The sequence below is a fragment of the Acidaminococcus nyctereutis genome (assembly GCF_052216985.1).
Lineage (GTDB): Bacteria > Bacillota > Negativicutes > Acidaminococcales > Acidaminococcaceae > Acidaminococcus > Acidaminococcus fermentans_A.
The window spans coordinates 1-19,332 of record NZ_JBQOUY010000002.1 but is presented as its reverse complement, the minus strand read 5'-3'; the positions used below and the strand labels follow the sequence as shown (position 1 = coordinate 19,332).

The following is a 19,332-nucleotide window of genomic DNA, read 5'->3' as shown; positions in this document are numbered from 1 at the left end:
AGTTTTTCCATGCAGGTCACCAACATCCCAGTGGATGCCAGAAACCGGGAATCCACCCGCCACGGGACCCATGGATTTCCCATGGCTGTCTACAATTCCATCCTAAGCCGCAATGTATTGGGCTATACCCGGCTCCACTGGCATGAAGAACTGCAGTTCTGTGCCGTAGTCCAAGGTACTGTGACCTTTTCCGTCAATGAAGCCAGCTGGCAGCTTGAGACCGGGGACGGTATCTTCATCAACAGCGGTTATCTCCACATGGCCCGTCCCCTGGGAAATCCGGATGCCGGCTACATTTGCTTGGATATCCATCCCCGGCTGCTCTGCGGATTCCCCGGCTCCGTACTGGAACAGGACTATGTGCTCCCGGCCCTCTCAGATCCTGTACTGACGGCCCGTCCCTTGTATCAAAAAGACCCTTGGCAGGCGGACGTACTCCAGAAGATCCGTGAGATCTACCAGGAAAGTGAAACAAAAAGACCGGGCTGGGAACTTCTTGCCACAGCCCGGCTCTATGAAATTTTTGCTGCTGTCCTCTGCCACCAGCCATCGGATGAGTTCCAGACACGGAAATGGTCCCGGGCCAATACCGTTGCCCAGCGGATCCTCAGCTACCTGACAGCCCATTACGGGGAAAAAATCACCTTGGCCCAAGTAGCTGCTTATGCCTCCTATACAGAAAGCGAATGTTGCCGCATCTTCAAACGGTTCACGGGGGAATCCATCTTTGCCTATCTCCGGGAACTGCGCCTGGAACAGAGCATCCGGCTACTGGATTCCACCGATCAGTCCATCAGCGAAATTGGAGAAAGCTGTGGGTTCCGCTCCCCCAGCTACTATATAGAAGCCTTCCGCCAGCAGTTCCACTGTACGCCCTTCCAGTACAGGAAAAAAAAGCGGACTTGACTCTTCACTCTTCCCTCTTTGCTTCCGTCTCCTGCTCCGGGCAGGTGATGTCGATGAGGAGTTCGATCATGTGGTGGAGGAGACGGACTTCTTCGGTATTGGCGGCTTTATAGTACATTTCTTTCCCGGCCCGGCGGCTGGTGATGAGGCCGTTTTCCCGGAGGATCTTCAAATGATGGGATAAAGCCGGGCTGCTCATGTGCATCAGGGCCGACAGGTTGATGACGCATTCTTCCATATGGCATAAGAACCAGAACAATTTGATCCGGTTGGCGTCCGCCAGGCTGCTGAACAGCCCGGATACCGCAGAAAAGTTGGCGTTCTCCGGCAGATCTTGCAGGATATAGTTGATGTTTTCTCCATGATTGTGAGGCAGTTGGTCTCCAGCCATGACAATCCCTCCAATAGTCGTTGTTGGTTTTATTATAACACAAGGGGCTGCTGCCTGCGCAACAGCCCCTTTTTCAGGTCTCGAGTCTCGAGCTATGAGTCTCGGGTCGTCGGCCAGTGACCAGTGCCCGTGTGAAAATATTTTTCACATCCCTCACGCATCCGACCTTGCAAATCCGTTCTTCATGCCGTTGCTGGCGGCGTAGAGGACTTGGCCCAGGACTTTTTGGGTCTCTTCTTTGGCCATGGCGGCCATTTTTTCGTTCCGTCCTTCCAGATATCGGCAGACATCCTCTCCAGCTCCGCCCCGGTCGCCTTCTTTCAGCAGGGCATGGGCCCGGGCCCCTACCTTGTTCTGATACCGTTCGATCAAGTTGGCACAGGCTCCGAAATGGGCATCGGCCAATGCTCCGATCAGCCGGTTAGCCCAGTAAAACTGGTTGGAATCCGGCTCTTCGTCCGTCACCGCCAGATACTCCGGAGTCTTATCCACATTGGTGTAGAACGGCACGAAGGCGTTGAACACGTTGCACCCTTCGGCGATCCATTCCACCGCCCGCCGGTCTTCCGGCAGGTCCGGACGCAGCTGGGTGAGCGCCAGGAAATTGGTCCGGTTGATGCCGATGGGCCGGTATTTTCCCCGGAGGCTCCCATCCCCCTTGTGGCCGTAGGGGTCGTAAGGAGTCCCTTGGTAATGGCTACTGAGGATGTATTTCACATCTTCCACCGTCACCTTCCGGTCCGGCTCCACGGACCATGGCAGGTCGTCATCTTCCGGATGGAAAGGCGCTTCTGGACCTTCCCATTCCACACTGAAAGGAACCAGGCACCGGAGCATATACCAGGCTCGTGGGGTATTGTAGGTATGGTCCGCATCGTCATGGCTGCCAAAGGCGGACCGGCAGTCAAAGGCCGTATCTTCCGCCACCGGGCCTTCCCTATCTTCCGCCAGGGTCAGGTCCAGATGGTTTTCCTCGATGAATTCTGCCAGGTCACGGGAACACAGGTTGTCCTTCCCAGGCCCCAGGGCATCCGCCAGATCCAGGAAATCGATGCCCTGCTGGTTGGGCATGACCACCACCTCGTCATCGGGTACTCGTTTGGCGATCCAGTGATGGCCGCCGATGCTTTCCAGCCACCAGATTTCTTCCACATCCTGGAACCCGATGCCGTTCATCTCATAGGTCCCGTACTGTTCCAGCAGGCTCCCCAACCGCAGCACCCCTTCCCGGGCAGATCGGATGTAGGGCAGCACCAGGGTCAGCATATCCTCCTCGCCAATGCCTCCTGGCACCAGGGGATCGGCGCCCAGGACACGGGGATTGGAAGTGATGGTCTCGGTTTCTGTCATAGCCACATTGGAGGCATTGATCCCCGCCTCTCCCCAGATCCCTTCCGTGGCCTGGGCATTGGGCATGGCCGTATACCGGAGAGGATTATCCGGCAGATCGATTTCCACCTTTGAGATCATGCTTTTATAATGCCGGGGCTGTTCTTCCGGCCGGACCACGATGAACTTCTTGGAAGTGAATTTTCCAGAAGGAGAATCCTCATTCCGGGCCATCATGGTGGATCCATCAACGGTTGCGTTTTTCCCTACCAATAATGTAGTGCAAGGCATGGTTTCGGCTCCTTTCGTTTACAAAAGTGGGCTGCTGTTCTCCCAGCAGCCCTTTTCTTATTTCCGCTTCATCCCGGTAAACATGGTCATGGCAAAGGCAAAGACCGTGGCCCAGGCCCAGAATTTATGCTGTTTCATGGAACACACCTCCTTGCAGGTCCAGCTCTGCCCGTTTGTTTTTATTATATCAAGCTAACTAGGGGAAAGCAATCTTGCATTTTTTACAAATCTGAAGAATAAATTACATAATTTTTACTTATGAAGTATGGAATCTTTACCTTATTTCCTTATACTGGACGTGTCCCAAACAAATCATCATAAAAAATAGGGAGGTAGCAGAATGAATTGGAAAAAGACAATGGCGCTGGCCCTTGCAGGGGTCCTGTCCCTGGGGATACTGGGATGTGGCGGTACCGGTTCCAAAAATGCCGGAAAAAAAGTAAAAATTGAATACTGGCATGTGGCTTCTGAAAGCTTTGGGGGAGCCACAGTAAAACAACTGGTGGATGAATTCAACAAAACCCATCCCGATATCGAAGTCACCGCTAAATACAATCCGGACATGTACAAAGGCCTGACCCAGAATCTCCAGGCGGCCATGGCTTCCGGCAAGAACCCGGACGTGGTCCAGATGGGCTACAGTTATTTGAACTATGCCAATGACAATCTGAAATATACCGACCTGAATGATCTGGCCAAACAGGACGACAAGGATAAGAACTTCCTGAAAGAAAACTTCCTGCCCAACGTGCTGGCCCTGGCCCAGACGGAAGACGGAAAACAGATCGGCCTGCCCTACTCTGTCTCCGTCCCAGTTCTCTATATCAATCCGGATCTGTTCAAAAAGGCCGGTCTGGATCCGGACAACCCTCCCAAGACCTGGGATGAAGTAAAGAAAGCAGCGGAAGCCATCAAGACCAAAACCGGAAACCCGGGATTCTTCATGCAGGAATATGCGGACAACTGGGCCCAGCAGGCACTCATCGAATCCAATGGCGGAGCCATGCTGAAGAAGGAAAATGGCAAAGTCCGTGCCGCCTTCGACAGCCCGGAAGCCGCCCAGGCTTATCAGCTGCTGGCGGATATGGTAAAGGATGGCAGTGGTCTCCACGCCACCAACGAAGAAGGATTCCAGGCTTACCTGTCCGGCAAAGTGGGCATGGTCTGCACCACCATCGGCAAACGGGCCAACTTCGAAAAGAGCGCCAATTTCAAAGTGGTGGCGGCTCCCTTCCCCGTATTCCAGGGCAAACCCCGGAAAGTCCCTGCCGGCGGCAACTTCCTGATGTGCTTCTCCAAAGATCCGGCCAAACAAAAAGCTGCCTGGGAATTCATCAAATATCTGGAATCCAATGAGGCCCTGACCAAGTGGTCCACCGGCACCGGCTATCTGCCGCCCCGGAAAGGTATGGACAAAGAGGGTGCCTTCAAAAAGGTCATCGATTCCAACAAGAACATCCAGGCTGCCCTGTCCACCATGCCTAACCTGGTAAAATGGGCCAGCTTCCCCGGCCAGAACGGCCTGAAGGCAGAACAGCTTCTGATTGATGTCCGGGACGTGATCCTGAGCGGCAAAGAACCGGCCACCCAGGCTCTCCAGGAAACGGCAGCCAAAGTGAACGAGCTGCTGAAATGAAAAGGGGCGGTTCCCCAGTTCCGGTCAGCTGGATAAAGCCAGCTGGGTTGGCTTTATCCAGCCGTTGACAACTGACAGCTGACCGTTAACAGGGCTGTTGCATATGCAACAGCCCCTTTTAATAACGAAAGAAGGTATCCTATGTCCCGTTCCTCATCCAGGGAAGGTCAGAACTGCGCTTGGCTCTATCTGCTTCCTGCCATCCTGATTTTTGCGGTGTTTTATTACCGTCCTCTGCTGGAAGATGCGTACCTGAGCTTTTTCCAGTGGAACATGATCAGTCCCACCATGAAATTCGTAGGACTGGCCAACTATCAGCAGATCTTTGCCAGTAAAGAGTTTCTCAAAATCCTGTGCAATACCGGTCTCCTGGTCCTGCTGCTGCTGATTTTCAATTTTTTGCTGCCCTACGGCTTTGCCTTTGTACTTACCCAGCTGATCCGGAACAAAAAAGTCCAGTCTCTGTTCCGCTCTGCATTCTTCCTGCCCAGCACCATTTCCCTGGCCGTGGCCAGCATCATCTTCCTGTGGATGTATAATCCCCTGGCAGGACCCGTATCTCTGGTACTGAAAGCTTTTGGTCTGGAAAGCCCCCGCTGGTTCAAGGAAAGCGGGCTGGTGATCTTTGCCCTGTCCACCATCATCGGCTGGAAGGCTTTTGGCTACAACATGATTGTCCTGATTGCCGCCATGGTTTCCGTGCCCCGGGAACTGATTGAAGCGGCGAAACTGGAAAACGCTTCCAACTGGACCATTTTCCGAAGGATCATTGTCCCCATGACTTCCCCTACGGCCCTATACGTCTTTACCATCACCATCATCTTTGGCCTCCAGTACATGCTGGTGCCCACCAACATGCTAACCCAAGGCGGACCGGATCAGGGAAGTTCCAACATCGTCTATATCGTCTACCAGTACGCCCTGGTATTCTTCCAGACCGGGAAAAGCGCCGCTTTCGCCATGCTCTGTATGGCTGTCTACGTGATTTTCCTGTTCTTGAAATCCCGTTTCCTGGACAAACGGGTCCACTATGAAAATTAAGGAGGTCCCACCATGCACAATCCTGAACCTGCTTCTTCTTTCCGGGAAAAAGGCTGGATTCTCCTGATGGGTGCAGCTGCTTTTCTTATGCTGTATCCCCTGCTGTTCATGTTCTCCACTTCTTTCAAGGACATGAACCAGATTTTCCATTCCTCCCTGAACCCCTTCTCCTGGCCGCCCACCATGGCTAACTATGAAGTGGTTCTGGAAAAATTTCCCTTTTACCAGTATCTGGGGAACACCCTGTACATCTCGATCATCGTGACCTTGGGAAAACTAACGACCGGCCTCCTGGCCGCCTTCGTCTTTGTCTACTATGAATTCAAGGGAAAGGAAAAACTATTTTCCGCCATGCTGCTGACTTTTTTCATCCCTACCACGGTTCTGGTGATGCCCAACTATCTGCTCATGAGCAAAATAGGCCTGCTGAACAATCCCTGGGGTGTCATCCTGCCAGAACTAGCTGACGGCATGGGCATCTTTCTGCTGCGTCAGACCATGCGGAGCATTCCCCGTGCCCTGCTGGAAGCCTCCCGGCTGGACGGGGCCACTCCCTTCACCATTCTGCGGAAGATCATCCTGCCCCTGGTGAAGCCTTCCGTCTTTGCCACCAGCATCTTTTTCTTCATCAATTCCTGGAACGAATACTTCTGGCCTCTCTTGATCCTGTCGGACCGGGACAACTACACCCTGCCTCTGGCTCTTCAGATGTTCATCAGTGCCGAAGGGGGCAGTGAATGGGGCATCGCCATGGCCGTGGCCATGTTCACCACCCTGCCGCCTCTGATTTTGTATCTGTTCACCCAAAAATTCATTCTCAATACCTTCATGCAGTCAGGCATGAAGGGCTGAAAGGACAACGCCATGCAAGAACACTCTTCTTACGGTCTTACTTTCCATCATGTTTCCAAAGTCTACGGAACCAATCAGGTAGTCCGGGATCTGGATTTTTCCATCCAGCCGGGAGAACGGCTGATCCTGCTGGGACCTTCCGGTTGTGGCAAGACCACCACCCTGCGGATGATTGCAGGCCTGGAATCCATCACCAGTGGTGATCTGTTCATGGGAGACAAACGGGTCAACGATATGCCTCCGGGAGAAAGGAACATTGCCATGGTATTCCAGAGCTATGCTCTCTACCCCCACATGACCGTATGGGACAACATCACCTTCGGCCTCCAGATCCAGAAGCTGGATCCGAAAGAAATCGCCCGGCGGACCAACCAGGCATGGAAATCCTCCAATTGGACGGACTGACCCAGAGGTATCCCAAAGAATTGTCCGGAGGCCAGAAACAGCGGGTGGCTCTAGCCCGGTCCATTGTGAAAAAAGCCCCCCTATTTCCTGCTGGATGAACCCTTGTCCAACCTGGATGCCAAGCTGCGCCAGCAAGCCCGGACCCAGCTGGTAAAAATCCATGAACTGTACAAACCCACCATGATTTACGTCACCCACGACCAGGTGGAAGCCATGACCGTTGCCACCCGTATTGCCATTATCAACCAGGGAATCCTACAGCAGATCGGTACCCCGGAGGAAGTCTACCATCGGCCAGCCAACACCTTTGTGGCCCAGTTCATCGGGACTCCGGCCATGAACCTGCTGCCGGCCCAAGTCCATACGGACATCCTCCAGTGGGGGGACCACCGTCTGCCGGTACCAGCCTTTGTGGAAGAAAAGCTCCGTCTCCAGGAAAAGGTAATCCTAGGGATCCGGCCAGAAAAATGCCGTTTTTCTGAACAGCCCATGATCCCGGCCCAAAAGATCTACACGGAAGACCTGGGGAGCCACTGGATCACCTATTTGGAACTGCCCACCGGCGAAAAGCTCCAGGTGAGCAGCCCTGCGCCCATGCCGGAAGACGCCCAGGGCATCGTCTTTGATTGGGAAAATGCCTGTTTCTTTGACGGAACAAAGGAGGAACTGTTATGAAGCTTTCCATCAACGACCTGGCCTATGCTGGGTTCCGGTATCACGATTTCTGTGGACTGCCCAAAACCTGCGGACTGGAATTTTTCTATGAATTCGGCACTCCCGCCTACTGGGATACGGTGCTGCCTCTAATGCTGAAGGACCGGCAGAACGGAGTCAGCGTCCATGGTCCCTGCGTCCAGGTGAATCTGGCGCTGGACGAAAACGTCCGATTCCTGGAAGTATTCCTAGACACCTTCCGCTATGCAAAAAAAATCGGGGCGGAATTCGTGGTGGTCCACACCAACGAAGCCCTGCCGAAGGAGGATCCCTTTGTGCTCCGCCGGCGAGTAGTCCGGAAACTGGAACTACTGCTCCAACTGGGAAAAGAAATGGGTGTCACTCCCGTTATTGAAAATGTGGGACTCCGGCCTGCCGGCAGTCTGCTCTTCGACCGGGAGCAGTTCCTGGAACTGCCCCAGTTCTTCCCGGAAGCCGGCTTCCTGCTGGATGTGGGCCACGCCCAGGTAAACGGCTGGAATCTTCCCGATACGGCAAAAGCCCTGGGGCCCCGTCTGGAAGGCTGCCACCTCCACGACAACGACGGCACCGGCGACCAGCACCGGTACATCGGAAACGGCACCATCCAATGGAGCCCTTTCTTTGAGGCTCTGAAGGAAACCGCCCCGGAAGCCCGGCTGGTGCTGGAATACGCCCAACTGCCCACGGAAGGGATGACAAAACACATAACCGGTCTGCGGGAGAAATATGGGATATAAAGGGGGTCTCGAGACGCGAGACCGAGCCGCGATGCAGCTCACGAGACCAGGGTGTTGCACCTTACGTGCGACACCCACTTTAATTTCCTTTTATTTTCTTGTTTCCATCATCCAGGGTTCGAAGGTGCAGATGGTATCGTTCCGGTTCACGAACCGTTTCACTTCATCCGAAAAGCAGTCAAGAGGTTCCCGCAGACTGGCTCGGGGAAATTGATGGGTAATCTGGTAACAGATCCGCGGAGGAGGCGGGGTTTCCAGGCGATAAAAGGCTACGGGATAGTGCTGGCGCAGCATAGCAACCAGGGACATGGGAGCGACGCCCCAATATCCTGGTTTGCTCAGATACCCGGCAAGCATGGAGCCCGTGTTGACTTCCAGTTTGAATTTCCTGCCCGGCCAAAAAGAATCGTGCCAGATTTCATAATCTGCACCCCAGCGCAGAAAGATTTCCTTTTCTGCAGGCAGTTCATCCGGAGCGAGACCTTCATGATAATCGCTGTCCTTATGGCAGACCACATACATGATTTCCCGATAAATGGGGATGGATACGATATTGGGAGCATGGACCTGGCTGAATACGAAGCCCATGTCGATCAGCCTTTTTTCCATCAGATAATGGATTTCATTGGAATGGAAGGTATTGATAGACAGCTGGATCTGAGGATGTGTTTGGATGAATTCCAGATAGAGAGGCAAAAAAGTATAGTTATTGATCACATCGATGCTGCCGATCCGCAGATGGCGTCTTTGGGCGGATTGATGGAGCAACTGGGTATCCTTCCAAAGTGCGGTCCACTGTTGGGCAATGGGAATGAATTCCCTTCCAAAAGGTGTCAGATCGATATTTTTCTGTCCTTTTTGCCGAATGACTAATCGATCATTCAATTCATTTTCCAGCGATTTGATCCGGTTGCTGACCGTCCCCTGGGTGACAAAGAGATACTGTGCTGCAGCAGAGATATTCCCCTGTTCCACTACAGCCAAAAAGGTTTCAATTTCTTCCAAAGTCATGGAATCACTCCAAATATTAGATTCTCTAATATTTTAAAATAAGATAAATCGTTTTACAACCATTTCCTCGGTTTATATAATATTCTTAAAAATCAAAGTAATCCATACAATAGAACTGGAGGCAATCGAAAAATGTCGAATGTAGGGTATCGTATCTATCAGAATTTCCAACGTCCGGATGCAGAGCTGCTATCCCTTTTTGAGGGGATTCCGGTTCCCAATCTGGATGACTGCATGAACCGCACCGCTTCTTTAGGCGGAGGGATCCACAGCCTGAACGGAAAGCGTCTCACAGGGCCAGCTTACACCATCAGCTGTCCGGAAGGAGACAATCTCTTGTTCTATTATGCCATTGCCAATGCCCAGCCCGGGGATGTGATCGTGGTGGCCAACAGCGGTTTTTCCAGCAGGGCCCTCTGCGGGGAAATCATGGCAAGCTGGGCCAAAGCCCGTCATCTGGGCGGGTTCGTCATCGATGGCGCCATCCGTGATTTCGATGAACTTTCCCATATGGATTTTCCTGTATTTGCCGTCCACAGCAATCCCAATGGTCCTTATAAAAACGGTGTAGGTGAAATCAATGTCCCGGTCAATGCAGGCGGAAAAGTCATATATCCGGGTGATATCCTTGTAGGAGATGGAGATGGGATCATTGCCATCCATCCCCAGGAAGCCGAACAGGTCGCTGCGGCAGCCCGCCAGGTGATGAAAAAAGAAGCAGCCATGATGGATTCCATCCGTCAAACCGGAAATTTGGACATTGACTGGGTTTACAAAAAGTTACAAGATTCCCACTGTGAAATGATTGAGGAGATGCAGCATGGTTATTAAATTCGATCTGGTACAAACTGTAGGTCTTGCCGTTCTTGTTTATGTCTTGGGGATGATCATCCGGAACCATATCCCCGTCCTGAAAAAATATTTCATTCCGGCCCCAGTCATCGGTGGTCTGATTTTCAGTGTGCTGATTTTCCTGGGTGTACAGACCCAGACCTTCACGGTCAAAATGACCAATCCCCTCCAAAATTTCTTTATGAACCTTTTTTTCTGTACAACAGGTTTCACCTGCAGTCTTTCCATCATCAAGAAAAGCGGTAAACAAGGTGCCATCCTGGCTGTGGGAGCCGTCCTTTTCCTTTTTGTACAGAATGCAGTGGGTGTGGCCCTGGCAGACCTTTTTGGACTCAACAAACTGCTGGGGATCGCCATGGGTTCCATCTCCATGAGCGGCGGTGTTGGCTCGGGAGCCGCTTTCGGTCCTACCCTGGAAGCCCTGGGTGCTGACGGCGGGACTACGGTCGGCGTCGCTTCCGCCACCTTCGGCCTCCTGATGGGTTCCCTGGTCGGGGGACCTGTAGCCGAACGGCTCATTAAAAAATACAATCTGAAAAGCACCTTCACGGACAGCCGGAAAAAAAGCAGCAGCCAAACTGCAGTACAAACCATCTCCGATAAACATTTCTTCATCAGTGTCCTGGAAGTCCTTGGGGCTACGGCTGTCGGATCCTATATTTACCTGATCCTGACCCGGCTGACCGGCGTCACCTTTCCCTATTATGTGGGCTGCCTGTTTGGCGGCATGCTCTTTCGCAATGTCATGGATCATTATCAGCTGAACTTGAACATGAAAGAAGTGGATCTGATCGGCAACTGCAGCCTGAACCTTTTCCTTTCTTTGGCGCTGATGAACCTGAACATGGCCAAACTAATCTCTCTGGCAGGGCCGATGATCGTGATCCTGTTGGTCCAGGCCGTTGTCATGGCTATCTGGGCTACGGCTGTCACCTTCAAATCCATGGGCAGCGATTATGACGCAGCCGTCATGGCAGCCGGTCACTGCGGCGTCGGTCTGGGCCAGACCCCCAATGCCGTAGCCAACATGCAGGCCATCATCGAGGCAAAAGGCCCGGCTCCCAAAGCCTGGTTCATCCTTCCGGTGATCACCGTGGTATTCATCAATATCTGCAATCCGCTGATCATCACCCTGTTCATCAATCTTTGCAAATAAAAGAAGGGTCTGTTGCTCATGCAACAGACCCTATCTTGCATTTCTCCCAGCTCCCCTGTATAATAAATTGTATCTAAAATAGTTACAGGAGAAAATCTTTTATGAACCATACTTTGCTCCATCAGCCCATCCAGCTGGGTTCCCTGCTGTTGAAGAACCGTCTGGTGCTGCCTCCCATGGCCACGGAAAAGGCCGACAAGGGCCAAGTGACTCTGGCTCTTGTGGATTACTATAGTGATATGGCCAAGAGCGGACCGGCCCTGATCATCCAGGAACACTGTTTCGTCTCCCCGGAAGGCCGAGCCAGCGCCCATCAGATCGCTTTTGACGCGACAGCGGATCTGGCAGGGCTGAAGCGGATTACTTCTGCCGTCCATCAGCACCGGGTCCCCATCCTGGCCCAGCTGAGCCACGCCGGCAGTGCTGCCCACAAGGCCATGACCGGGCTGGAACCGATAGGCCCCAGTGCCATCCTGAATCCAGCCCGGACGGCTTCTGCCTATGGCCAGCCGGATCAGCCCCGTCCCATGACGGAAGGAGACATCATCCGGGTGCGGGATGCCTTCGCCGCAGCAGCCCTCCGGGCCCGGGACGCCGGCTACGACGGAGTGGAGATCCACGCTGCCCACGGCTATCTGTTGGATCAGTTCTACTCCCCGCTCACCAACCGCCGGACGGACGCCTATACCGGCAACACCCTGGAAGGCCGCACCCGATTCCTGGTTGAAGTGATCCAGGCTGTCCGTGCCGCCGTCCCAGCTGATTTTGTGGTGACCCTGCGGCTGGGAGGCGGGGATTATATGAAAGGGGGCTCCCAGCCGGAAGAATTGCCTCAGGCCGTGGAAATCCTGCAGCAGGCCGGCCTGGACGGCATCAGCTTGTCCGGCGGCCTGTGCATCTTTTTCCGTCCCGGTCATCCGGAAGCCGGCTATTTTGCCGAACTCTCCAAGGCTGCCAAAGAAACGGCCCGGATCCCGGTGCTCCTTACAGGAGGCATCACCACGGGAAAAGAGGCAGAACACTTCCTAGCCACCGGTCAGGCCGACCTGATCGGCCTGGGGCGGGCCACCCTGAAAGACCATCAGGTGTTCCGGAAAATATTGGAAGAATGACAGAAAGAGGATGTGAAAAAATGATTCTTCATTTTTTCACATCCCCCTTTTTTACACCCTCTTCCCGTCGATGAACACGGCCACCGGATCCTGGATCACCACGAAGGGTTTATCCTTCCAGATGACCAGGTCTGCGTCTTTGCCGGGGGCCAGGTTCCCTACCCGGTCTTCTACGCCCATGACCCGGGCCGGGTTGATGGTCACCGCTTCCAGGGCCCGTTCGTAAGGCATCCCTTTGGAAATGGCCAAGCCCGCACAGATGGGCAGATACTGGAGGGGGATCACCGGCGCGTCGGTGATCAGGCACACATCCCGTCCTTCTGCCAGTTTCACCACGTTTTCGAAGCCTTTCCCATGGAGTTCCACTTTGCTCCGGTGTCCCAGGCTGGGGCCCAGCAGCAGGGGGATCTCCGGCCGTTTCCGCAGGAAGTCCAGCACATCGGTCCCGCAGGTCACATGGTCCAGGGTGAATTTCAGATGGAATTCATCACAGATCCGCACTGCCGTCACAATATCGATGCCTTCATGGCAATGGATCTTCAGAGCCTTCTCTCCCTGGATCACCGGTACCATAGGTTCCAGTTTCATATCGAATTTGTGGTTAGGGTCTTCCGCATAGGCTTTGGCCTGGAACAGGAAGTTCCGCAGTGTCGCCGCGATCCCCATGCGGGTGGTCTCATACCCTTTCTTGGGATTTTCTCCCAAGGCGCATTTCATGGCGAAATAGGGATCCAGGACCATATCATCGATGATCTCTCCCGCCGTCTTGATGCAGGCATACTGGCCCCCCACCACGTTCAGGGACCCCGGGCCGCTGGCGCAGGTGGTGATGCCGGCCTTTCTAGCCTCCTTAAAGGTCACATTCTGGGGATTGATGGCATCGATGGCCCGCATTTCCGGAGACAGAATGCTCTTTTTCTCGTTATGGTCGGAATAGGCTTCCCCTTGGGAATCCGCCTTCAGTCCCAGATGGGTATGGGCGTCTATCAGGCCGGGGGTCACATACATTTCCTGGACATCCAGTTCCACCTCTTCTTCCGCTTCGATATGAGAGGCGATCTGGACGATCTTATTCTCCCGGATCATGATATCATAGATTCCCCGTTCTGTACCGGGGTTCAACAGATTGGCATTGCGGATCAGCATAATATTGCCTCCTTTGTTTCGTGGTTCGTTGGTCGTTCATCGTTGGTCGTTGCCCCAGTGGGGTCTCTTCACTCTTCACTCAGATATACATGGTCACCCCAGGTCCGATGGGCAGGCCCAGCAGCATCCAGATGATGAACATGGTGGTCATGGTCCCCAGGAGCACCATGGAATAAGGAATGGTCAGGGAGAAGATGGTCCCCATCCCGATTTCCCGCTGTTCCGTTTCGCCCGGCCGCAGGGGGATCAGCCCTTCATTCTGGTATTCCTCCAAAAGCCCGATGATCACCGGCAGTGCCGAATGGAGAGGGGAACAGATGTTGGTGCAGGAATCCCCGATCCGGTAGGCCAGCTGGGCATAGGCCGGATGCACATGGAGGATGGCGAACATGGGCACCACCATGGGGGCGATCAGCAGCCATTTGGAAGACCCACTGGTCATGAAGGGGTTCACCAGGGTGGTGATGAAGATGACCAGGAGACACAAAGGCAGGACGCCTACATTGGCTCCTTTCAGGACTTCGGCACCGGCAATGGCCACGATCTTGAAGATATTGGATTTATTCACCATATCGATGAACACACAGGCCATGAAAGTGGTGGTCATGAGAGGGATGGCTGTTTTCAGCCCGGCATTGAGGATATTGGCCAGGTCACGGCCTTTCTTGATCTGTCCGGTGGCCCAGGCATAGGGCAGACCGGTACTCACGAACAGGAAGGCGATGATCATGGTGATGCCCTGGAACAGCGGGGATTTGGGCGGGAAGCCGCCCGCCTTGTTCCGCAGGATGGCAGCCTGGGGCACAGTCAAAAGCGCCATCACGGCCAGGAAGAAGAGGAAACCACAGGCACTCCACCGGAGGCCTTTTTCCTGCTCAGGAGTGGGTTTGTATTTGTCCAGCAGGGAACGGTCCACCACGCCTTCCCCGTCCCCCACCATCCTGCACACGACTTTTTCAGTGAACAGGGTCAGGGCAACCGCCAGGAAGAAGGTAGCGGACGCCATGAAGAAGTAGTTGATGGCCGGATTGATGGCCACGGGCAGGCCCATCTGCTCCACGATATTTTCTGTGATGCCGGCCAGGAGCGCATCCGTCCCGGCCAGGAACAGGTTGGCCGTAAAACCGCCGCTGCATCCAGCATAGCCCAGGATCACGCCGATGAGCGGATTCCGGCCCATGGCATGGAAAATCACCCCGCCGATGGCCAGGGAGAAGTAGGTCCCTGCGTCGCTCATCAAATTGGCATTGACGGCCATGAACGCCACCGCAAACGTAATCAGGGATTTGGGGGCTTTCAGCAGGTACTTTTTCATCAGGGTCTCAAAGAAACCAGTCTTGTCGATGAAAGCCGTGGTGGCCATCATGATCAGCGTCAGCTTCAGGGGCGTGTACCCTACATAGATGTCCGGATACTTGGTGATCAGGTATCGGAGATTGTCAGCGGAAAGCAGATTGACCACCTTGACCGTCACTTCTTTCCCGGCAGCGCCCGCCGTCTTGGAAGCACTGTAGTAGGTGATGCTGGTCCCCATCTGGCTGAAGACAAAGGATAACAACAGAATGACTACCAGAAGGATACCAAACAGGATGAAAGGATGTGGGAGTTTGTTGCCGCCTTTTTCGATGACATCGATGAAGCGGTTCATGAGAGATTTTTTTCTTTTTCCATGGGATCACCTCTTATAATGATTTCGATATACTTATTATAAGAGATGGAAATTTTTCTGTCTAGTATGAATTTTATTAATTTACGATAATTTCTAAAAATTTTCTTTTTCCCTTGTATACTGTGATCATCCATACAAAAGAACAGAATTCTGTATATTATCAGTGGACAAAAAAATAGGCTGTTGCTCATGCAACAGCCCCTTCCCTCACGGCTCGATTCCTTCGTCGGCCTTATTTTCTTTTTTCTCTTCCACAGATAAGGGAGCCGCTTCCGCTCCCTCCAGCTGCACCACGATGACATCCACCCGGTCCACCTGGAAATCCGTGATCCGGACCACTTCTTTCACCACGGCTTCCCGCAGGGCTTCCACCGCTTCCGGAACCGAAGCAGCATAATCCACTGCCACTTTCAGGACGAAGCTCACATGGCCTTTCTGGACGGTCCCGTTTTCCTGGATTTCTGCGTCCGACTTTTCCAAAGCGACCGCCGAGGTATTTTTCCCCGCCAGCCCCTTGGCAAAAGACATGAGCCCGCCTCCGCTCTGTTCCCAGAGGGTCACTTTCTCTACCCGGGTGGCTGCCAGCCGGACCAGCTGGACGAAAACTTCTTCACAGATAATGGTCTTTCCCTGGATCATGGAATCAGCTCCTTTTTACCGGAACTCCACCTTCAAATGCTGCCGGTTGACCAGTCGGTTATATTTGTATTTGGGATACCCCACCAGCAGAGTCCCTACGATGACCTGTTTCTGGGGCACCTTCAAGAGTTCCCGCAGCGGGGCATAATCGGCCCGAGCACAGGTTTCAATAAAGCCCATAATCGTAGTCCCCAGGCCAAGGGTGGGAGCATAGAGCTCCACATAGGCCCAGGCCTGTTCGCAATTGCTGACGCCGGTGACATTCAGCCGGCGGGCCAGGGCGAACACCAGCTGCCTGGCATTCCGCCCGATGATATCCACCCCTCTGTCCCGGTAGACTTCCAGGACTTTCCGGAAATACCGGCGCCGGGGAGAATCGTTGTCAATCTCTTCCTGCATCCAGTCAGCCACACAATCGGTGATCTTCTTGATCAGTTCCCGGTCAGAGACCACGATGTAGTACAGCCCCTGGGAATTGGCAGCAGTAGGAGCATACCGGGCGATATCCAGCAGCTGGGTCATCTTTTCTTCACTGACCAGTTCTGGAGTGAAATTCCGGATGCTCCGGCGCATCCGCAGGAAGTTGTAGGCCGTCTTGGAATCCAGCACATCCATGGGGATGGGATCCATTTCTGCATAAGGGCAGCGGGAGTTGTCAAGAGCACCGGTGGGACAGACGGAAACGCAGTGGCCACAGGACATGCAGGACATATCATTGATGCAGACAGGACCATTTTCCCCCATCTCAATGATACAGCTGGGACAGACTTTCGAGCAGATCCCACACTTTACACATTTCTCTTGATCGACTGTTAAAATTCCAACCAAATAAAACACCTCAAATTCTCTTAGACAGCTGCGTTGCCGGATAAGACGGCAAACCCCTTATAATTTAAAAAAAGCCGGACATCCGTCCGGCATGATCTGCAATTGGCTCCCCGAGTAAGACTCGAACTTACAACAACTCGATTAACAGTCGAGTGCTCTACCATTGAGCTATCGGGGAATCTCAACGAAGATTATTTTACACGAAATCTTCCTTGATGTCAACAACAAATTCCAAAAAAAACGGATTTTTCCCTTACAGGGTCTTCTTCATCCATTGATGGAGCACGCCTTCTTCCGGCTCCTCCGGACCGTAGGCCTGATAACCCAGGGTCTCATAGAAATGCCGGGCCCGTACCTGGGCACTGAGACGGATTTCCCGGCCTCCCAATTGGCGGACGGCTTCTTCCATTCCCCGGATCAAGGCTGAACCAGCTCCGGTGTTCCGCTGGCATTTCTTGACAGCGACCCGCCCCAGGATCCAAGTGCCAGGTTCCGGCCCAGGAAAGAACCGGCAGACCCCAATGGGCTGGTCCCTATCATCCCATAACAGCCCATGCTGGGCGGTCTTGTCGATTGCATCGAATTCCTTCTGGAACCCCTGTTCCCGGCAGAACACTTCCTCCCGCAAGGCCCGGGCTTCCGCTGGCAGCTGATCATACGCCGTAAAATGCATGATTCCTTTCCCTCCTCATTGAGAATGAAGGGATGCTGCACGTTCTCCGTACAACACCCCTTCTCCAATCATTTTTTGGAACGCAGCCTGATATATTCTTTTTTCAGCGCATCGAAGGTCTCATCGCAGATATCGTGCTCGATCTTACAGGCATCATGTTCTGCATGTTCCCGAGATACTCCCAGGGACATAAGGATATGAGTCAATACCTGATGCCGTTCGTAAATCCGTTCGGCAATATCCCGCCCCGCTTCCGTTAAGTTGACGAACCCGGATCCGTCCACAGTGACCAGCCCTTCTCCCCGGAACTTCTTCATCGCCACGCTGATGGTGGGTTTGGAATAGCCCATTTCATTGGCTATGTCAATGGAGCGCACCAGCCCCAGCCGATTTTTCAGCACCAGGATGGTTTCCAGGTACATTTCCGTCGATTCAGATTCATGGTATTCCATTGCTTTCACCTTATTGCTGCAGCATCCAAGATGCCTGAATTTTGATAGTCTTTACATACTATTCTACACTATGCAAAGGAAATGTGCAAATTGGCAGAACGGGCCTTCCAAGACCTATTCATTCCGCCAGGAAATGACCATTCCTCATAGGCAAATGGATTATCCTTGGAGAGCCGAAATATCCCGGTCGATATCCACGGAGACCTGATAATCAGGATACAGCCGGGTGATTTCCTGCTGGAGCTCCTGAATGAGCGGCTCCCGGTCCCGTCCAAAGGTGACCACCACATCAAAGCGCATGGTTTTCTTCGTCCTGTCCACATAGAATCCATGGACCTGGAGCGCCCAGGGATGCTTCATCACCAGCTGATTCACCGTTTCCCGCATCTGGGCCGCTTCCGGATCCCGGGTATTGTAGGAGTAGACCGTAACCCCGGACAAATGGACACCGGTGGCCTGGAAAATCTTTTTGTGGATCCGGTGGGTCAGCCTGTCCACCTGTTCCACCGTCATCACGTCAGGCAGTTCGATATGGACGGAGGCATAGTTCCGTCCAGGACCGTAATTGTTGATCATTAGGTCGTAGGCCCCACGGATCTCCGGTTCTTCCACCAGCAGGTTCTTGATCTGCCGGACCAAAAGGGGATCCGGCCGCTCTCCCAGGATCTCGTTCAGGGTATCCCGGAGCATGCCGAACCCACTCTTCAGGATGAAACAGGCGATCACCGTACCTACGTAGGATTCCAGGGAGACCCCGCAGCCCAGATAAATCAGGGCAGCCACCAGCACAGAAAAGGAAAGGACGGCATCGAACAGGGCATCGGAGCCAGACCCGATCAGTGCTCCGGAATCCGCCTCTTTTCCCTTGCGTTTCACGTACCGGCCCAGGATGATCTTGACGATGACTGCCACCACCAGGAGCACCAGGGATACCGTGGTGTATTCCGGAATCTCCGGCTCCAGGATCTTTTTCACGCTTTCCACCAGCGCCGTCACTCCAGCATAGAAAATGATGATGGAGATCACCAGGGCACTCAGATATTCATACCGGCCATGGCCGAAGGGATGTTCGAAATCCGGGTTCCGGTCCGCCAGTTTGGCTCCGGCCACCGTAATAATGGAAGACAATACATCGGACAGGTTGTTCACCGCATCCATCAGGATGGCAATGGAATTGGTGGAAAAACCCACCACCGCCTTGAATCCCGCCAGCAGTATATTGACCCCGATGCCAATGAAACTGGTCCGCAGGATGATGGATTCCCGCCGCCCATTTATCAATGAAGTTCCCATAAGAACCAGCCTCTTTCTACAGAATTGTCCCCATTATAGCACAAAATGAAAAAAAAGGTTCTATAATAAATGTTGGGGTCTTGTGGACATTCCTGTTCACAAGACCCCTTGTCTTACGATAAAATAAAGACATATCTAAGCTACATTTCACCTCAACCACCACGAAGAACTGAAAGGAGAATAGATATGTCTTTCTTTCATTTTATCGAAAAAAGCT

General features: G+C 53.3%; 21 protein-coding genes and 1 tRNA gene. 11 read left to right on the top strand and 11 right to left on the bottom strand.

Annotation, left to right across the window (positions count from 1 at the left end; translation table 11 throughout):
* Positions 1–9 precede the first annotated feature (9 nt).
* A complete protein-coding gene (locus ACTUHY_RS01545; RefSeq protein ID WP_442826346.1) occupies positions 10–906 on the top strand; it encodes an AraC family transcriptional regulator in 897 nt (298 codons plus the stop codon).
* Positions 907–910: 4 nt separating this feature from the next.
* On the opposite strand, the gene ACTUHY_RS01540 is transcribed toward ACTUHY_RS01545, so the two are convergent.
* Entirely contained in the window at positions 911–1,297 is a 387-nt protein-coding gene (locus ACTUHY_RS01540) for an ArsR/SmtB family transcription factor (protein WP_278674353.1), read from the bottom strand.
* Positions 1,298–1,450: 153 nt separating this feature from the next.
* Positions 1,451–2,917: a C69 family dipeptidase gene (locus tag ACTUHY_RS01535; RefSeq protein WP_442826345.1), complete on the bottom strand. Its 1,467-nt coding sequence runs from the start codon at positions 2,915–2,917 to the stop codon at positions 1,451–1,453.
* 340 nt (positions 2,918–3,257) lie between these two features.
* Between ACTUHY_RS01535 and ACTUHY_RS01530 the strand changes: the two genes are divergently transcribed.
* The 7 genes from ACTUHY_RS01530 (at position 3,258) to ACTUHY_RS01500 (ending at position 8,284) form a co-directional block, all read left to right on the top strand.
* Positions 3,258–4,553, top strand: coding sequence for an ABC transporter substrate-binding protein (locus ACTUHY_RS01530; protein WP_442826344.1), 1,296 nt, complete (start codon positions 3,258–3,260; stop codon positions 4,551–4,553).
* 141 nt (positions 4,554–4,694) lie between these two features.
* Positions 4,695–5,594, top strand: a complete 900-nt coding sequence (locus ACTUHY_RS01525; RefSeq protein WP_442826343.1) for a carbohydrate ABC transporter permease — start codon at positions 4,695–4,697, stop codon at positions 5,592–5,594.
* Between the two features lie 12 nt (positions 5,595–5,606).
* Positions 5,607–6,446 carry a carbohydrate ABC transporter permease gene (locus ACTUHY_RS01520; RefSeq protein WP_442826342.1) on the top strand — a complete coding sequence of 280 codons (840 nt, stop codon included), beginning with the start codon at positions 5,607–5,609 and terminating at the stop codon, positions 6,444–6,446.
* 12 nt (positions 6,447–6,458) lie between these two features.
* Complete coding sequence (locus ACTUHY_RS01515) at positions 6,459–6,851, top strand: ATP-binding cassette domain-containing protein (protein ID WP_442826341.1); 393 nt, start codon at positions 6,459–6,461, stop codon at positions 6,849–6,851.
* Complete coding sequence (locus tag ACTUHY_RS01510) at positions 6,824–6,949, top strand: ATP-binding cassette domain-containing protein (RefSeq protein ID WP_442826340.1); 126 nt, start codon at positions 6,824–6,826, stop codon at positions 6,947–6,949. The genes ACTUHY_RS01515 and ACTUHY_RS01510 overlap by 28 nt, the downstream gene beginning before the upstream one ends.
* Before the next feature lie 4 nt (positions 6,950–6,953).
* Positions 6,954–7,526, top strand: a complete 573-nt coding sequence (locus ACTUHY_RS01505; RefSeq protein WP_442826339.1) for an ABC transporter ATP-binding protein — start codon at positions 6,954–6,956, stop codon at positions 7,524–7,526.
* A complete protein-coding gene (locus ACTUHY_RS01500; RefSeq protein ID WP_442826338.1) occupies positions 7,523–8,284 on the top strand; it encodes a sugar phosphate isomerase/epimerase family protein in 762 nt (253 codons plus the stop codon). Before ACTUHY_RS01505 ends, ACTUHY_RS01500 begins: the two co-directional genes overlap by 4 nt.
* 90 nt (positions 8,285–8,374) lie before the next feature.
* Here ACTUHY_RS01500 and ACTUHY_RS01495 read toward each other — a convergent pair whose 3' ends face one another.
* Complete coding sequence (locus tag ACTUHY_RS01495) at positions 8,375–9,295, bottom strand: LysR family transcriptional regulator (protein ID WP_442826337.1); 921 nt, start codon at positions 9,293–9,295, stop codon at positions 8,375–8,377.
* A 132-nt stretch (positions 9,296–9,427) separates the two neighbouring features.
* On the opposite strand from ACTUHY_RS01495, the gene ACTUHY_RS01490 reads away from it, so the two are divergent.
* The 3 genes from ACTUHY_RS01490 to ACTUHY_RS01480 all read left to right on the top strand — a co-directional run bounded on the left by ACTUHY_RS01490 (position 9,428) and on the right by ACTUHY_RS01480 (position 12,415).
* The gene (locus ACTUHY_RS01490) at positions 9,428–10,126 is read left to right on the top strand and encodes an RraA family protein (protein ID WP_442826336.1); all 699 of its coding nucleotides are present in this window, start codon (positions 9,428–9,430) and stop codon (positions 10,124–10,126) included.
* Positions 10,116–11,303: a sodium/glutamate symporter gene (locus ACTUHY_RS01485; RefSeq protein ID WP_442826335.1), complete on the top strand. Its 1,188-nt coding sequence runs from the start codon at positions 10,116–10,118 to the stop codon at positions 11,301–11,303. Before ACTUHY_RS01490 ends, ACTUHY_RS01485 begins: the two co-directional genes overlap by 11 nt.
* A 101-nt stretch (positions 11,304–11,404) precedes the next feature.
* Positions 11,405–12,415, top strand: a complete 1,011-nt coding sequence (locus ACTUHY_RS01480) for an oxidoreductase (protein WP_442826334.1) — start codon at positions 11,405–11,407, stop codon at positions 12,413–12,415.
* Positions 12,416–12,466: 51 nt separating this feature from the next.
* Here ACTUHY_RS01480 and ACTUHY_RS01475 read toward each other — a convergent pair whose 3' ends face one another.
* The 8 genes from ACTUHY_RS01475 to ACTUHY_RS01440 form a co-directional block, all read right to left on the bottom strand.
* Positions 12,467–13,561, bottom strand: a complete 1,095-nt coding sequence (locus tag ACTUHY_RS01475; RefSeq protein WP_442826333.1) for an amidohydrolase family protein — start codon at positions 13,559–13,561, stop codon at positions 12,467–12,469.
* A 79-nt stretch (positions 13,562–13,640) separates the two neighbouring features.
* Complete coding sequence (locus ACTUHY_RS01470; RefSeq protein ID WP_442826332.1) at positions 13,641–15,209, bottom strand: AbgT family transporter; 1,569 nt, start codon at positions 15,207–15,209, stop codon at positions 13,641–13,643.
* A 228-nt stretch (positions 15,210–15,437) separates the two neighbouring features.
* On the bottom strand, positions 15,438–15,869 hold the full coding sequence (locus tag ACTUHY_RS01465; RefSeq protein WP_442826331.1) for an Asp23/Gls24 family envelope stress response protein: 432 nt from the start codon (positions 15,867–15,869) through the stop codon (positions 15,438–15,440).
* A gap of 15 nt (positions 15,870–15,884) precedes the next feature.
* On the bottom strand, positions 15,885–16,706 hold the full coding sequence (locus tag ACTUHY_RS01460) for a nitroreductase family protein (protein ID WP_442826330.1): 822 nt from the start codon (positions 16,704–16,706) through the stop codon (positions 15,885–15,887).
* A gap of 94 nt (positions 16,707–16,800) precedes the next feature.
* Positions 16,801–16,875 (bottom strand) — tRNA-Asn (locus ACTUHY_RS01455).
* A gap of 75 nt (positions 16,876–16,950) precedes the next feature.
* The gene (locus ACTUHY_RS01450; protein ID WP_442826329.1) at positions 16,951–17,370 is read right to left on the bottom strand and encodes a GNAT family N-acetyltransferase; all 420 of its coding nucleotides are present in this window, start codon (positions 17,368–17,370) and stop codon (positions 16,951–16,953) included.
* Between the two features lie 68 nt (positions 17,371–17,438).
* The gene (locus ACTUHY_RS01445; protein WP_442826328.1) at positions 17,439–17,822 is read right to left on the bottom strand and encodes a metal-dependent transcriptional regulator; all 384 of its coding nucleotides are present in this window, start codon (positions 17,820–17,822) and stop codon (positions 17,439–17,441) included.
* Positions 17,823–17,981: 159 nt separating this feature from the next.
* Positions 17,982–19,115: a cation diffusion facilitator family transporter gene (locus tag ACTUHY_RS01440; protein WP_442826327.1), complete on the bottom strand. Its 1,134-nt coding sequence runs from the start codon at positions 19,113–19,115 to the stop codon at positions 17,982–17,984.
* Between the last annotated feature and the right edge of the window lie 217 nt (positions 19,116–19,332).